This window comes from Colwellia sp. BRX10-1, assembly GCF_014077545.1.
Taxonomy (GTDB): Bacteria; Pseudomonadota; Gammaproteobacteria; order Enterobacterales; family Alteromonadaceae; genus Colwellia_A.
In genome coordinates this window covers 132017-147235 of record NZ_JACGWC010000001.1, presented here as the reverse complement: position 1 = coordinate 147235, position 15219 = coordinate 132017, and the positions used below count along the sequence as shown (strand labels likewise).

Sequence of the window (15219 nt, the reverse complement as noted above, 5' to 3'; positions counted from 1 at the left end):
AGTTTACGCTCAGCTATCGTAGCTGCCAAGGGGGGAGCTGAGCGGCCAAGCTAAACTCGTTTAATAAAGTCGTTTTAGTTTTTTCTGTAAAAAAAGCCTCAGCTTATTGTTAAGTTGAGGCTTTTTGTTGTTAATTAGCGTGTTGTTTTTACTAAGCTTTAATGCCTAAACTGCTAAGGCCACCACTTTTCTTGCCCTTACTATTGTAGGTCATTGATGAGCGGTTATGATTCTCAAGCAAGGAGTTTTTCATGCGTTCAGCGGCAAGTGAAGATTGCTGTATGATTTGACCGTTAACCTGATTTTTGTCTTTACAACGCAGTAAAATAGCTTCAATTTCAGCAATCTCTTGCTGATGAATACCTGATTTAACTTCGTTTTTCAAAATAATATTTTGAGCGTTTTGTTCATCAAGTTGCTGTATGGCTTTTAGCAAAGCCTCTTTTTGCTCGGTAACGGCAGTTAATGCTTGTGGGCTTTGTTTTTGTAAGACTTCTTTTTCAACGCTGAGCAGCTCTTCAAGCTGCTGTAGGTTATGTAACTGTTGAGCAATTAATTGCTCTGCTGCTAACGCTGTCATCAGGTGTAACTCCTGTGATTAGGTTAACAGTAAACTGTTAGCCTAGTTTAAATTCGAAATTTGCTATACTGGCAGCAAGCTTTTCAGGATCAACTTTATACTCACCATTTGCAATGGCTTTTTTGAGTTGATCGATTTTTTTCTGATCAACGGCTGGTGCGTCATTCGCTTTCTTTTGTAACTCATTTAACTGTTGAGCTTGTGGTGTTAAAGAGACTGAATCTTTACCTACAGATCTTCCTTGTTCACTACTTGCTGCATTTTGTGTGGCTTGCTGTTTGACTTGTACTTGTTGATCAAGCTTTTGCTTTACCTGACTGTTGTTTGACAAGTTATTGATATTTATAGCCATAATACTATCCTATAGATAACGGGTTGATATTCACTATCTTGTTATCGGCAAGCAGCCTAATAACTTAACCATTATTATAAATTAATTATCACTTCGTTGATAGCCGATACTCGCCCTGTTACCGTTCTACCACTGCCTTCATTTTCAACCGCTATTTGCTCGCCAAGCCCCCCGTCTTCAAGGGCTATGCCGGAGGTTTTTATTGTCAAGGTATTCGATTGCGCAATAAGCGTGACATGGCTGCCTTTGCAAACAAAACAAATATTTTTTTTAGTTAGAATCACACCCGCCCTCAACTTTCTTTTAGCTCGGGTACCAATAACGATTCTGGTATCATCTAAGCTCTCACCACGAATTCTATATTTATCGCGATATTCAATGGTGACATTTGAACTATCAACTCTACTGCCCTTACTAATGATACTTTTTGCAACAACTACCGGTATGACCACTTGAATTTTTGCAGGAATATAAAGATACCAAGACGATGGGTCGTCGCAATTTATTTTAACATTTACGTTTCTACCATTATGATTTTCAGGTATATTTGCGATTAAAGGTGTTAAACAAGGTTGAATAATAATTCTGGGATCTAAAGTAGAGACTGAAACGTTTATCTTTCCTTGCTTTGGCAATGGCGTGTTATTTTTTATAAATTGGGTAACAAAATCTTGAAGTTGCTGTCTGTCCATCGTTTGGGCAAAGGCTAGATTTGAAAAAAGCGCTGAGATTAGCGAAAGAATGATAAATATCTTGAATATGCTCATAAATTTGTCAACTATTTGCTAGGGAAATTAAAATACTCGTCTATGCTTAATTTATGTATAGTTTAACAATAATTAAAAACAGACGAATACGCACTAAACGTCAAAAAATTGAACGTTCAATATGTATCTGTAAGCACAATCAAGAAGTGTGCCTTTTTGTGAATTAAGTAAAATGAGGTTTGTATGGCAGGAATTTTAGACTCAGTAAATCAACGCACTCAGTTGGTTGGACAGAATAGGCTTGAATTATTACTTTTTCGTTTAATCGGACCACAACGTTTTGGTATTAATGTTTTTAAAGTACGTGAAGTTATGCCTTGTCCGCGCTTAACCTTACTGCCAGGACAAGACCCTTTTATTAAAGGTGTTGCCCATATTCGTGGCCAAACCATTTCAGTGATCGATTTGAGCAAATCGACAGGTGGCCCAGAAATAGTGCCAGATGAAAATTCCTTTGTCATTATTGCAGAATATAATCGCAGTGTGCAGGGCTTTTTAGTTGGCGGTGTTGAGAGAATCGTCACGTTAAGCTGGAAAGATATCATGCCCCCTCCAGAAGGTGCTGGCAAATCAAGCTATTTAACGGCGGTTACAGAAATAGACAAAAAAATGGTCTCTATTTTAGATGTAGAGAAAATTTTAAATGAAATTAGTCCTATTTCAACAGAACTCAGTGAAGGTGTTGTTGATGCGAGTGTCGGAGTTAGTCTTGGCGAACGGGTAATTATGATCGCGGATGATTCAACCGTAGCTCGAAATCAGGTGAGAAGAGCTCTAGAGCCATTAGGCTTAACAATGTTGTTAGCTAAAAATGGCCAAGACGCTTTAGATCAATTACTTGCTATAGAAGCCGAGTGTCATACATCAATTACCGAAAAAGTGGCTTTACTTATCTCTGATATAGAAATGCCTGAAATGGACGGTTACACCTTAACCGCTGAGATTAAAAATAATGATCGATTGAAAGCCATGCCGGTTATTTTACATACTTCGCTAAGTGGTGTTTTTAATAATGCCATGGTTGCTAAAGTTGGTGCAGAAGATTTTATTCCAAAGTTTCATCCTGATGAGTTAGCCACAGCAGTAAAAAAATGGTTAAAGAAAGATGAACTAGCAAATAATGCTAATTAACCCATTATTTTTAGCGTATTCTATCGTTAATAAATGATAATAATAATTTAAGGCGGAATATCGAAGTGTCAATCCGACAGCTTGATGATAGCAGTTATCATCAGTTTAGAGTCTTCCTAGAGAAACAATGTGGCATCGTCTTAGGTGAAAATAAACAATACCTAGTAAAAAGCCGTTTAGCCCCTTTAATGGCTAAATTTGATGTTACCACATTAGGTGATTTAGTCACTCGTACTCTCAGTCCAATTGAAAGGCAGTTACGCGCCGCAGTTATCGATGCCATGACGACCAACGAAACCTTGTGGTTTCGCGATGAGTACCCCTTTGAACTATTGAAAAAACGCTTACTTCCTGAGTTTAAAAATCAAAGAACGCCTTTAAAAATTTGGTCAGCGGCAAGTTCTTCAGGTCAAGAACCTTATTCTATTGCGATGGCAGTTCAAGAATTTAAGCAAAGTAATCCTGCTGCGTTTTCGGGGGGTGTTCAAATTATTGGCACTGATATCTCCAATACTATGCTTGAGCATTGTAAGTATGGCCATTATGACAATTTAGCTTTGTCACGAGGTTTATCAGCCGAACGCAAAAGAATGTTTTTTGAAAATGGCGATAAAGGTATGTCAAAAGTCAAAGACTCGGTTAAGAAAATGGTTAGCTTTAGGCAACTAAATCTCCTAAATAGTTATAGTTTAATGGGTAAGTTTGATATTGTATTTTGTCGTAACGTATTGATTTACTTCGCACCAGAAATTAAAAAGCAAATAATATCTCAAATTGAAGGCGTGCTAAATCCTAACGGCTATCTCTTTCTTGGCGCCTCGGAATCCTTAACGGGTTTAAACCAAAACTTTGATATGGTTCGCTGTAATCCTGGTATCATTTATCAAAAAAAGACTTAATATCCCCCCACTAAACTCCCCGTTGGCATAGAAATTGTATAGTTATCTTCATTGATTTGGAGGTAACACTATGGCTATCACTTTTGAAAAAGCACTTGGCATTCACCCACAAACACTTGCTGTTCGTTCTAAACGTGCAGAAGTTATTGCTAGTAATATTGCTAATGCAGATACACCTGGCTATAAAGCCAAGGGCATGGACTTTAAGTCTGCCTTAGCGCAAGCCTCTCAAAAGCAACAATCAGGTATGTCACGAACCCACGAAAAGCATTTTGATGTTCGCATTGCAACCAATAATGGGGTGCAATTTAGAACACCAGATCAACCAGATACTGGCGATGGTAATACCGTAGATGCACAAGTGGAACGAAACTTGTATCTAGAAAACTCAATGCAGTATCAAGCCAGCATTCAATTTCTTACTGGCAGGATTAAAGGCTTGAAAAAAGCCATCACCGGAGCAGGGCAATAATTATGAGCCTATTTAACGTATTTACTATATCTGGCACGGGTATGAGCGCTCAATCTGTTCGCTTAAATACCACCGCAAGTAACATTGCTAATGCTGATAGTGTTAGCAGTAGTGTTGATGCAACCTATCGAGCACGGCATCCGGTTTTTGCCGCAGAGATGCAAAAAGCTGCCGCAGGACAAGATGACTCAGGCGTAGGTGTCAAAGTTTTAGGCATTGTGGAAAGCGATCAGCCTTTAAACATTCAGCACTCTCCGGGACACCCAATGGCAGATAAAGATGGTTTCATTTATAAACCCAATGTAAACGTGATTGAAGAAATGACCAATATGATTTCAGCATCACGCTCATATCAAACAAATGTTCAATTGGCTGAATCAGCAAAAAATATGCTGAATAAAACCTTACAGCTTGGCAAGTAACAATTAAAGGTGGGATAAAATATGGAAACAGTAAGCGGAAGTAAACCTTTAGATGGCATGCGCTGGCAAAAGGAAGATGTTACTAAGACGGATAATGGCAATGGTATGTTAACGCAAGAAGATTTCTTTGCGTTACTGACCAAAGAGCTTTCTCATCAAGATCCGACTAAGCCCGTTGAAAATAATGAAATGATTTCGCAAATGACCGCGTTTTCAACGACTGACGGTGTGGCAACGCTAAATGAACAATTTACATCATTTGCTGCATCCATGTCATCGAGTCAAGCATTACAAGCCTCCTCGTTAGTGGGTCGTAGCGTTCTAGTTGATGATAATGTTTTTGGTATGGCTGAAGGTGAAGCCGTTAAAGGCAAAATGATCACTGATAAAGCGGCAAGTAATGTGAATATTTATGTTGAAAACACCGCTGGAGAACTTATTCAAACAGTTCCTGTTGGCAGTGTGGCTGCAGGTGAGTTTACCTTTAATTGGGACGGCAAGATGACAAATGGCGAGCCCGCTCCACAAGGTGCTTATCGTTTTAGAATTGCAGGATTAGTGGAAGGTGAAGCATCAGAATTACAAGCGATGACCTATCGTAAAGTTGATAGTGTGACGTTAGCCGGTGCAGGTGGAAATATTTTATTAAATCTTAATGGTGGCAGTTCCATGGCACTAGCAGATGTGGTGGAAGTATCAGAAGGTTAAATTAATAGTTCTTCGAACTAAATAAATTTAAGCCACTGTTATTTCAATGAAGAGTGAATACTCGAAAATTAGAAATAATTAAGATAAACAGTTTTTTATATGAGGTGCAATTATGTCATTTAATATAGCGTTGAGCGGATTAAACGCTGCTCAAAAAGATTTGGATGTTACATCAAATAACATCGCTAACGTTAATACCACCGGCTTTAAAGAGTCGCGTGCGGAATTTGTTGATGTGTATGCAGCATCATTACTTGCTTCTGGTAAAACAAAAGTGGGTGACGGTGTTTTGACGGCAGATGTCGCTCAGCAGTTTCAGCAAGGTAGTATTCAGTTTACTAATAACGCGTTAGATTTAGCCGTTACGGGTAATGGTTTTTATGCAACAGTACCTGAACTTGACTCCTTAGAAACGTCATATACCCGAGCAGGTCAGTTTAAATTAAACGATAGTAACTTTGTTGTTAACTCTGCGGGTGAGCATTTATTAGGTTTCCCCGTTAACCCTGACGGCACCTCTGCGTCGGTAAGTTTAAGTACGGCAGAGCCTATTCGTATTCCTACGGCCTCTGGTGCTCCTCAAAAAACCAGTGAGGTAGATGTACGAATGAACTTACCTGCGGGTGATTCTTTCATTAGTAGTGCGCCAGGTAACTTTGATCCCGATGATCCTTTGACTTTTAACCATTCAACTTCAGTGACTATTTTTGATTCATTAGGTGATAGTCATATAATGACTTATTACTTTATTAAAGATAATCCTTCGTCTGATGCTAACGAGTGGATGATGTTTGCTGGCGTTGATGGCATACCGGTAGATTTAGCTGATCCAGGTGGACAGACAGATCCAGATCCAACGGCAGCTCCAGGAACGCCAATAACAAATCCACAAGGTGGCGGTAGTTCAGGTCCGTTATCAGCAAGTGGCGGTGTTACTGGCATGCGTATGTACTTTGATTCTTCAGGTGATTTTGTTGCACAATTACCTATGCCAGGTGACGGTGGTGCTATTACCGTGGCACTTGGAGCGACAATATTAGCCAATGGTGCTGATCCAACTCAAACCGTGAAAATTAATTTTAATCTAGACCCTCTTGGCCCTAATCCAAATGAACCTACGCAGTTTGCTTCAAACTTTGAAGTGACTTCGCTTGAGCAAGATGGCTTAGCGGTTGGTCGATTAACCGGTATAGATATTGGTAGTGATGGTTTAATTCGAGCGACTTACAGTAATGGTACCTCAGAACCATTATCACGCATTGCTTTAGTAAACTTTGCCAATGAACAGGGCTTAACGCAAATTGGTAATACTTCATGGAAAGAAAGTATTAGTTCCGGTGAAGCATTGGCTGGTGAGGCGGGTTCAGGTACTTTTGGTACTATTAATTCATCGGCATTAGAGCAATCAAACGTTAACTTAACCACAGAATTAATCGACTTAATTTCAGCACAACGAAATTTTCAGGCTAACTCTCGTGCACTAGAAGTTGATAACCAGCTAAACCAAACTATTCTACAGATTCGATAAATAAATCTTTAAAATAATCTAGTCTATGATAAATAAAAGAGATAAAACGTAAAATGTTTTATCTCTTTTTATGTTCAGGATGAACGGTATAGATGTAGAGCGAAACATAGCTATTCTTAGGCATCCATGTCTTCATCGCATTAATACTTCTTTATGTGTCAATGCCCGAGCAGCGGATGGTCTTTATCAAACCACCTTTCTTTCAAAACCTCAGTCGGTTCCTTTTCGTTGACGATAAAACGATTGTTTTTCCATCTTCCTTTTCCTGTTCTATTTCTTCTGGCACTGTTATTGCATTTCTCATTGTAAGATACAATTTTAGAGATCTGTTATGGACAAAATGCTTTATATCGCAATGAGCGGTGCGAAACAAAATATGCATTCGCTTGCCGTTAATGCTAACAACCTTGCTAACGCTAAGACTACGGGTTTTAAAGCCGATTTAGCACAGGCGCGTTCAATGCAAGCTTTTGGCGAAGGCCTGCCTTCTCGTGTGTTTGCCATGACAGAAAATGCCAGCCAAAACTTTGACAGTGGTTCTTTGATGCAAACTTCTCGAGATTTAGATCTTGCCATTCAAGGGCCGGGTTGGTTTGCTGTTCAAGCTGAAAATGGTACTGAAGGTTATACACGTGATGGCCAATTTAGACTCAACGAAGAAGGTGCTTTAGAAACCTCTAAAGGCGAGCTTGTCTTAGGAGATACTGGCCCGATATTTATACCTCTACCAGTCAATAATATTCATATCAGTAAAGATGGCACCATCATGGTTCAGCCTGAAGGAGCACCTAGTTCTCTTCAAGAAGAAGTGGGTCGTCTAAAAATGGTTAACCCGAGGGTGCAAGAGTTAGCAAAAGGTGCTGATGGCTTGTTTCGTCGAAAAGATGGACTAAATGAGAATGCTGACGTCAATGTCAAAGTCGAAAATGGCATGCTTGAAGCAAGTAACGTAAACCCTATTGGGGAGATGACTGCGATGATTTCTTTGCAACGTCAGTTTGAAATGCAATTAAAACTCATGAAAACAGCCGAAGAAGTTGATGCAAGTTCAGCATCTTTATTACGTGCTTTCTAATTTAAATAAATAATTTTTGAGGTGATTTATGAACCCAGCATTATGGATAAGTAAAACAGGGTTAGATGCGCAAACAAAAGATATTGCGGTAATTTCTAATAATTTAGCTAACGCCAGTACCATAGGTTTTAAGAAAAGTCGTGCCGTATTTGAAGATTTACTCTATCAAACGATTAATCAGCCAGGTGGTCGCTCTGCACAAGATACAGAGATGCCTTCAGGCTTAATGCTTGGCGCGGGTACAAAAGTGGTGGCTACGCAAAAAATTCATACCCAAGGTGATATGCAAACTACCGATAACGCTTTAGATCTAATGATCCAAGGTGAAGGTTTTTTTGAAGTGCAACTCCCTGACGGTACATCGTCATATTCAAGAAATGGTCAATTTACCATGGATGAAGAGGGCAATATGGTTACACCGGGCGCGGGTTATTTAATTCAACCACAAATAACTATTCCGCCTGATGCGTTAAGTATTATTGTTTCTCAAGATGGTGAAGTCTCTGTAACTCTTCAGGGGCAACCTGATCCTGCTGTTATCGGTCAAATTAATACAGTTAACTTTGTTAATCCGACCGGTTTGCAGCCAATAGGACAAAATTTATACATTCAAACAGCGGTTAGTGGTGCTCCACAAGAAGGGGTTCCAGGTTTAGAAGGTTTTGGCATGATAGTGCAAGGCGCGCTAGAAACCTCGAATGTAAATACCACCGAAGAACTTGTTAACTTGATTGAAAGTCAACGGGTATATGAAATGAACTCAAAAGTAATTTCAGCAGTTGATGAAATGCTTAGTTATATTAATCAGCAGTTATAGCGTTAAGGAATCTCTTATGAAAATTCACTTAGTCTTAGTTATCTTTTTTTTATCAATAACGGGTTGTGCCAGTGTTGAACAGGCAAAAACGTTACCTGACGATCCTGACTTTGCGCCGATTTTACCCGAAATGGAAGAAGCCTCTATTATCCCGACGGGTTCACTGTTTAGAGCTAACTACGTTAATAATATTTATTCTGACTCAAAAGCTCATCGTGTTGGTGACATTATTTCAGTGACGTTAAGTGAAAGTACACAAGCACAGAAAAATGCTAAAACAGAGTTGAGTAAAGAAAATAGTGCCAGTCTAGATCCTATTATTGGTTTAGGCGGCGCTGCAGTAAACTTTAAAAATAATGCCATTCAATTTGGCTATAACCAAGGCTCTGACTTTAGTGGTGATTCAAAGTCTAACCAAGGTAATAGCTTAAACGGTCATATTTCTGTACATGTTTTGCGTGTTTTGCCCAATGGCAATTTGATGATCCGTGGTGAAAAATGGATGACTTTAAATAACGGTGACGAATTTATTCGCTTAACCGGTGTTATTCGCGCACAAGATATTAGCTCTAGTAACACCATTGTTTCTGGTAAAATCGCCAATGCGCGCATTGAATATGCAGGTACTGGGACTTTTGCTGATGTACAAGAACAAGGTTGGTTATCGAGTTTCTTTACTAGCTCTTGGTGGCCCCTGTAGGGTTAATTGAACATAAACTTTCAATAGGTATTATTATGAACACTTTTTTCACAAGTATGAAAGTTACTGTCTTGGTGCTAACATTTTTGTTTAGTTCGATGAGCTCTGCACAGCGAATTAAAGATTTAGCCGATGTTGCTGGTGTCCGAAGTAATCAATTGATAGGTTATGGTTTAGTGGTGGGTTTACCTGGCACAGGCGAACAAAGTCCATTTACCGAACAAAGTTTTAAAACCATGCTAAGTAATTTTGGTATTACTATGCCGGCTAATTTAAAACCAAAAATTAAAAATGTTGCTGCGGTTGCTGTTCATGCTGAGTTACCCGCATTTACTAAACCCGGCCAAAGAATTGATATTACAGTTTCTTCAATGGGCAGTGCGCAAAGCTTACGTGGTGGAACATTAATACAAACTATTCTCATGGGTATTGATGGCAATGCTTATGCCGTTGCTCAAGGCAGTTTAGTCGTTAGCGGTTTAGGTGCTGAAGGTTTAGATGGCTCAAAAGTTATTGTTAATACCCCAACCGTAGGCCGTATTGCTAATGGTGCTATGGTTGAACGTGAAGTTATTTCACCATTTACTTCTGGCGATTATATTACCTTTAATCTTAGAGATTCTGATTTCAGTAGTGCGAGAAGTTTAGAGCGAGTCATTAATAGCGAGTTTGCTAACATTAACGATCCCGCCACTTTTATTGCTCGCGCTATTGATGCAACTTCTATTCAAGTCAATGCACCAAGAGATGCGAGCCAACGAGTCAGTTTTTTGGCTGCCTTAGAAAACTTAGAATTCGAACCTTCACGTCCGGCGGCGAAAGTTATTGTTAACTCCCGTACTGGTACCATCGTGATCGGCTCTGATGTGCGCTTATTGCCTGCCGCCATTACTCATGGTGGTATTACGGTAACGATTAATGAAACACGAGATGTCTCTCAGCCTAATGCTTTTGCTGATGGTAATACGGCGGTGACGAATCAATCTATTGTTAACGTTAATAAAGATGATAACCGGATGTTTGTTTTTGATCCGGGGGTAAGCTTAGACACACTCGTTCGAGCGATTAATGAAATTGGTGCCGGCCCTGGTGATGTTATGGCTATTCTTGAAGCGCTATCACAAGCGGGTGCATTACGAGGAGAATTGATCATTATTTAATGATCAATAAAGCTTATGATTACACCGAATCAATCATCATTAACTTCATTGGCACCGCAGGCATCTGTGACCGCTAATTCTCAGAATTTTTTAGACATCAATGGCTTGAATTCTATTCGCCAACAGTCTAAAGAAACTGATAAAGGCTCAAAAGATGCGGCTTTACAAACAGCGGCCAAGCAGTTTGAAGCGATTTTTATGCAAATGCTGATGAAAAGTATGCGTAAAGCACAAGACGTTTTAGAGTCAGATAGTCCCTTTAATTCAGAAAGTACAAAATTTTATCGTGATATGCATGACCAACAAATGTCATTAGAATTATCAAATAACGGCTCTTTAGGTTTATCGGACTTAATCGTTCGCCAGCTAGGTGGTGACACTGAAAGTTTTACCCCGCAGTCATTTTTACAAAGTGATAATCGCTTCAGTAAAAGTAACGGCTTACTCAGTGAAGATAATAATAAAGGCAAGTCAATTGTCGACACAGGGATCCTTATTTCGGCAGAGGATCGTCAAACTAATGACTCGGGTGATCGTTCAACTAATAATAGACAAGCATTATTTGATATGCCACAACGAGCGCCTTCTTCGTCTAATACGGTAAATTCGTTAGATAACAAACCGTCTGTTTATGAAATGCTTGCCATGCAAGAGCCTCAGTATCAGCAACCTAAAGACTTTGTTATGGCATTAACTGAAGATGCTAAACGTGTTGAAGAAAAGTTAAATATTCCCTTTGAAGTTGTTATAGCTCAAGCCGCATTAGAAACTGGCTGGGGACAAAAAATCATCAAAACAGAAAGTGGTCAAAGCTCTAATAACTTGTTTAACATTAAAGCCGATAAACGCTGGGATGGCGACAAAATTAATAAGGAAACCCTTGAATTTGAGCAAGGTGCTATGGTTAAAAAACGTGAACCCTTTCGCGTTTATGAAACCATTAGTGACAGCGTTAATGATTACATGCAGTTTCTCTCAAACAGCGAACGCTATAAAAATGCATTAGACAAAGCTGGCGATGTGGAACACTTCCTGCATAACCTACAGAGTGCTGGTTATGCGACGGATCCCAAATACGCAGAAAAAATTAAGGGAACACTACGAACCGTAACCAGTTTACTAAATAAGTAAATAAGCGCTCAGCATATAAATGCATTGAGTTTTGGTTAGGTTAGGAGTGAAGTCATGTCGGTTAACTTATATAACACAGGTGTTAGTGGTTTACTTGCCGCACAGCAGCAGCTGGCGACAACGGGTCATAATATTGCCAATGTTAATACAGAAGGTTATAGCCGACAACGCGCAGAACAAAATTCATCGGTGGGTTTATTCAGTGGTGGCAACTATGTTGGCTCTGGTACCTATGTTAACGATATCACTCGCCTATACGAACAATTCTCCCATAAAGAACAATTACTCAATCAAAGTAAACTCGGTAATGCTGACTTATTACAAGGGCGTTTAACACAACTAGACCAAGTAATGAGTACCTCAGGTAACGCCGTAGTAGGTTCACTTGACAGTTTTTACCAATCACTCAATGGCGTTGCTGACAATCCTAATGATTTAGGTTTACGCAGTATTGTGCTTAATCAAGCGAATATTTTAAGCAAAGACTTTAATGAGCTGACTAATAATTTTGACAATATGACCAAAGCGGTCAACGGTGAAATTGAACAAATTGCTACTAAGATTTCTGAAATATCAAATGAATTAGCAAAAATTAATGAAACCATTATGCAAACTCAAGGATTAAATCAAACTGGGCAACCTAATGATTTACTTGATAAACGAGACCAACTAATTGGTGAGCTAAGTAAGTTTACCAAAGTGACTACCGTAGAAGATGCTAACGGTGTACTCACTGTAATGATAGGACAAGGTACGACATTGGTTGCCGGTATTACGCCAATGACAGTACAAGTTAAGGCTGGCGATCCCGATCCAAATAAAACCCAGCTAAGTTTAGTCAGTGGCAATAGTCGTGTGGCATTAAATGGCTCTACGTTAGGTGGCTCTTTAGCGGCAAATTTTGAATTTAGAGACCAGCATTTAAATCAAACGCGTAAAGAAATTGATCGCTTAGCTATGTCTATATCGTCAATATTAAACGACAGTCAAGCCAGTGGTTTAGATCTAAATGGTGTTCAAGGGGCAAGTTTTTTCACCGATATTAATGCGACACAATTACAACAAGGTCGTGTGCTAGCTCCTTCATCAAACACAGGTACCACACAACCTCAAGTGGTTATCAACGACGTTTCTTTATTATCTACTGATGACTTTGAAGTACGTTACGATGGTACTGATTTTACGTTATATAATTTGACTACCGGTGGAAGCGAAAACCTAGGGATGCCTGGTACAGGTACTCCTGCAGGAACGCATACTGCCACTACACCCAATTACGGTTTCTCATTTATTGAAACAGCGGGTGGAACGCTTCAGGCAGGTGACAAGTTTACTATTGTACCGACCAAAAACAGCGCAGCATTAATGCAAGCGACATTAACTGACGCTAATGCCATCGCAGCAAGTACAGCGATTGCGGTGACACCGTCGAGTAACAATATTAGCAATGGTAAAATAGAAATTACTAATGTGACTAACCCTGTTGCGGCGAGTGCATATGATATCACTGTTGATGTATATGAAACACCACCACCACCACTGCCAGCACCCCAAATACCTACCGGAATATTTGAGTATCGAGTCTATAACACATCAACGCCACCACCTGGAACGCCGGCCATAGCATCAGGCAGTTATGCAACAGGGGCGAGTGCTATTATTGATATTCCTGCCGGCTCACCTGATTTTCAAATTGAAATTAAAGGTGATCTTGCTGGTTCAGGCGCTAATGCACGTGAAACGTTTACCTTAGGTAATGCTTTTGGCGTTGGTAATGGTAACCATGCAGTTGCTATGGCAAAGACCCAAGAAATAGGTGTGGTCAATGCGGGAAAACAAACCTTTAGCGAAAGCTTAGCCGTTTCAACCTCAATAGTAGGTTCAAAAGCGAGTAATGCTGATTTATCAGCAGATACCGCACAGGCCTTATTTACTCAAGCTTATAACCGCAATCAAGCGACATCAGGTGTAAATCTTGATGAAGAAGCTGCCAACCTTTTGAGATATCAACAAGCTTATCAAGCGGCATCACAAATAATCTCTACAGCAAATACTATTTTTGACACCATTTTATCGGCAGTCAGGTAAGGAATTTTTATGCGCGTTTCTACAGCTCAGTTTTACTTACAAAGTTCACAGCAAATGAGCCAAAAAAGCTCTGATGTTAATGATCAAATGGCTTACTTATCAAGTGGTAAACGAGTGTTAACCGCAAAAGATGATGCTATTTCTTATAGTACCTTAGCTGGCTATAACAATGACTTAGCCAACATAGAAAAATATAAACGCAATATTACTATGGCTGAAAGTCATAATAATATGCAAGAAATTGTTTTTGCTGGTGTAGAGGATATATTAAATAACATCAAAGATCAGATGTTACAAGCAAACAATGGCGCAATGACTGATGTGGATATACAAGCCATAGCCAAACAAACTAGAAATAGTTTTGAGCAAATACTTGAACTTGCCAATAGTCAAAATGCAAACGGCGATTATATATTTTCTGGTTTTAAAACTGATCAACAACCCTTTAGTCAACATGTTGACGGTAGTGTTTCTTATAGTGGTGACTCTGGTGTAAGGGAGTTACAAATAGCTAAAAATATAAAAATACCCACCAATCAAACTGGCGATGCTACTTTTTTAAAGGTAGATAACCCCATTGGTGATTTTACCGCTAACTATACTTCTAATACGTCAGGCGTAGCCTTAGCTAGTGCTAATGTTACCGACAGAGGTACTTATAACACGAGTGCCATGCCGCATGATTATACGTTTACCGTTGACGCTTTAACGAATAATTTAACCGTAACGGATGTTAATGGTAATATTGCTTTTCCAGTTGCACCCGCGACACCTGCGCCCCACTTAGCAGGGCAAACAATCTCTTTTGATGGTATAGAAGTTACTCTAAGCGGCAATCCTTTGCCGGGCGATAGCTTTACCATGAGTGAGCAGGAGAACGTTAGTATATTTGAAACCATCAATGATGCTATTTCCTGGATGGAAAACAGCGCAGTTTCTACAAACCTTGAACAACACCAAGTGGATTACAATACTCTACTCGACCAGTTTAATTCAGCCATGACTCACATTACATCAAAACGAGTAGATTCGGGTGTTCGCTTACAGGTGCTTGAAAGCCAACAGAGTAGGCATTTAGATATGGAATTAAACCTTTCTAGCGGCAAGTCAAAGATCGAAGACTTAGATTTTGCCAAAGCGATTTCTGAGTTTGAACAATCAAAAATAGCGTTACAAGCATCTCAACAAGCATTTACCAAAGTACAAGGCTTAACCTTGTTTAATTACATATGATTTTATTACTGCAATTTTTTAAGTGGCACGGTTCATGCTTTATTCTTTGTAGTAATAAAAAACAAAAAAATCTGTCAGTGTAAATTAATTTAATGGGACAGTATTTTATTAATAAAAGAGCAGAGGCTTGCTTTACAAGCTTCTAATAACACTATT

At 39.3% G+C, this 15219-nt stretch carries 16 protein-coding genes; 13 read left to right on the top strand and 3 right to left on the bottom strand.

Going from position 1 to position 15219, the window contains the following annotated elements:
• Positions 1-151 precede the first annotated feature (151 nt).
• The 3 genes from flgN to flgA all read right to left on the bottom strand — a co-directional run bounded on the left by flgN (position 152) and on the right by flgA (position 1699).
• The gene (flgN, locus tag H4J75_RS00670) at positions 152-580 is read right to left on the bottom strand and encodes a flagellar export chaperone FlgN (RefSeq protein ID WP_182213485.1); all 429 of its coding nucleotides are present in this window, start codon (positions 578-580) and stop codon (positions 152-154) included.
• A 37-nt stretch (positions 581-617) separates the two neighbouring features.
• Entirely contained in the window at positions 618-932 is a 315-nt protein-coding gene (gene flgM, locus H4J75_RS00665; protein WP_070374658.1) for a flagellar biosynthesis anti-sigma factor FlgM, read from the bottom strand.
• A 74-nt stretch (positions 933-1006) separates the two neighbouring features.
• Entirely contained in the window at positions 1007-1699 is a 693-nt protein-coding gene (gene flgA / locus H4J75_RS00660) for a flagellar basal body P-ring formation chaperone FlgA (RefSeq protein WP_182213486.1), read from the bottom strand.
• Between the two features lie 183 nt (positions 1700-1882).
• Between flgA and H4J75_RS00655 the strand changes: the two genes are divergently transcribed.
• The 13 genes from H4J75_RS00655 to flgL all read left to right on the top strand — a co-directional run bounded on the left by H4J75_RS00655 (position 1883) and on the right by flgL (position 15063).
• A complete protein-coding gene (locus H4J75_RS00655) occupies positions 1883-2830 on the top strand; it encodes a chemotaxis protein (RefSeq protein ID WP_182213488.1) in 948 nt (315 codons plus the stop codon).
• Positions 2831-2895: 65 nt separating this feature from the next.
• Positions 2896-3729 carry a protein-glutamate O-methyltransferase CheR gene (locus H4J75_RS00650; protein WP_182213490.1) on the top strand — a complete coding sequence of 278 codons (834 nt, stop codon included), beginning with the start codon at positions 2896-2898 and terminating at the stop codon, positions 3727-3729.
• 70 nt (positions 3730-3799) lie between these two features.
• On the top strand, positions 3800-4201 hold the full coding sequence (flgB, locus tag H4J75_RS00645) for a flagellar basal body rod protein FlgB (RefSeq protein ID WP_070374654.1): 402 nt from the start codon (positions 3800-3802) through the stop codon (positions 4199-4201).
• Between the two features lie 2 nt (positions 4202-4203).
• A complete protein-coding gene (gene flgC / locus H4J75_RS00640) occupies positions 4204-4623 on the top strand; it encodes a flagellar basal body rod protein FlgC (RefSeq protein WP_070374653.1) in 420 nt (139 codons plus the stop codon).
• A gap of 21 nt (positions 4624-4644) precedes the next feature.
• Positions 4645-5331: a flagellar hook assembly protein FlgD gene (locus tag H4J75_RS00635; protein WP_182221082.1), complete on the top strand. Its 687-nt coding sequence runs from the start codon at positions 4645-4647 to the stop codon at positions 5329-5331.
• 112 nt (positions 5332-5443) lie between these two features.
• Positions 5444-6859, top strand: a complete 1416-nt coding sequence (gene flgE / locus H4J75_RS00630; protein ID WP_182221081.1) for a flagellar hook protein FlgE — start codon at positions 5444-5446, stop codon at positions 6857-6859.
• Positions 6860-7190: 331 nt separating this feature from the next.
• Entirely contained in the window at positions 7191-7934 is a 744-nt protein-coding gene (gene flgF, locus H4J75_RS00625) for a flagellar basal-body rod protein FlgF (protein ID WP_146799142.1), read from the top strand.
• A gap of 28 nt (positions 7935-7962) precedes the next feature.
• Positions 7963-8751 (top strand): flagellar basal-body rod protein FlgG, encoded by a 789-nt coding sequence (gene flgG / locus H4J75_RS00620; protein WP_070374649.1) that lies wholly within the window; start codon positions 7963-7965, stop codon positions 8749-8751.
• A 16-nt stretch (positions 8752-8767) separates the two neighbouring features.
• Positions 8768-9451, top strand: a complete 684-nt coding sequence (gene flgH / locus H4J75_RS00615) for a flagellar basal body L-ring protein FlgH (RefSeq protein WP_070374648.1) — start codon at positions 8768-8770, stop codon at positions 9449-9451.
• 35 nt (positions 9452-9486) lie between these two features.
• A complete protein-coding gene (locus H4J75_RS00610; protein WP_404842388.1) occupies positions 9487-10611 on the top strand; it encodes a flagellar basal body P-ring protein FlgI in 1125 nt (374 codons plus the stop codon).
• Positions 10612-10626: 15 nt separating this feature from the next.
• Positions 10627-11742 carry a flagellar assembly peptidoglycan hydrolase FlgJ gene (gene flgJ / locus H4J75_RS00605; RefSeq protein WP_070374647.1) on the top strand — a complete coding sequence of 372 codons (1116 nt, stop codon included), beginning with the start codon at positions 10627-10629 and terminating at the stop codon, positions 11740-11742.
• A gap of 54 nt (positions 11743-11796) precedes the next feature.
• The gene (flgK, locus tag H4J75_RS00600) at positions 11797-13830 is read left to right on the top strand and encodes a flagellar hook-associated protein FlgK (protein ID WP_182221080.1); all 2034 of its coding nucleotides are present in this window, start codon (positions 11797-11799) and stop codon (positions 13828-13830) included.
• A gap of 9 nt (positions 13831-13839) precedes the next feature.
• Positions 13840-15063 carry a flagellar hook-associated protein FlgL gene (flgL, locus tag H4J75_RS00595; RefSeq protein WP_182221079.1) on the top strand — a complete coding sequence of 408 codons (1224 nt, stop codon included), beginning with the start codon at positions 13840-13842 and terminating at the stop codon, positions 15061-15063.
• The last annotated feature ends 156 nt before the right edge of the window (positions 15064-15219 follow it).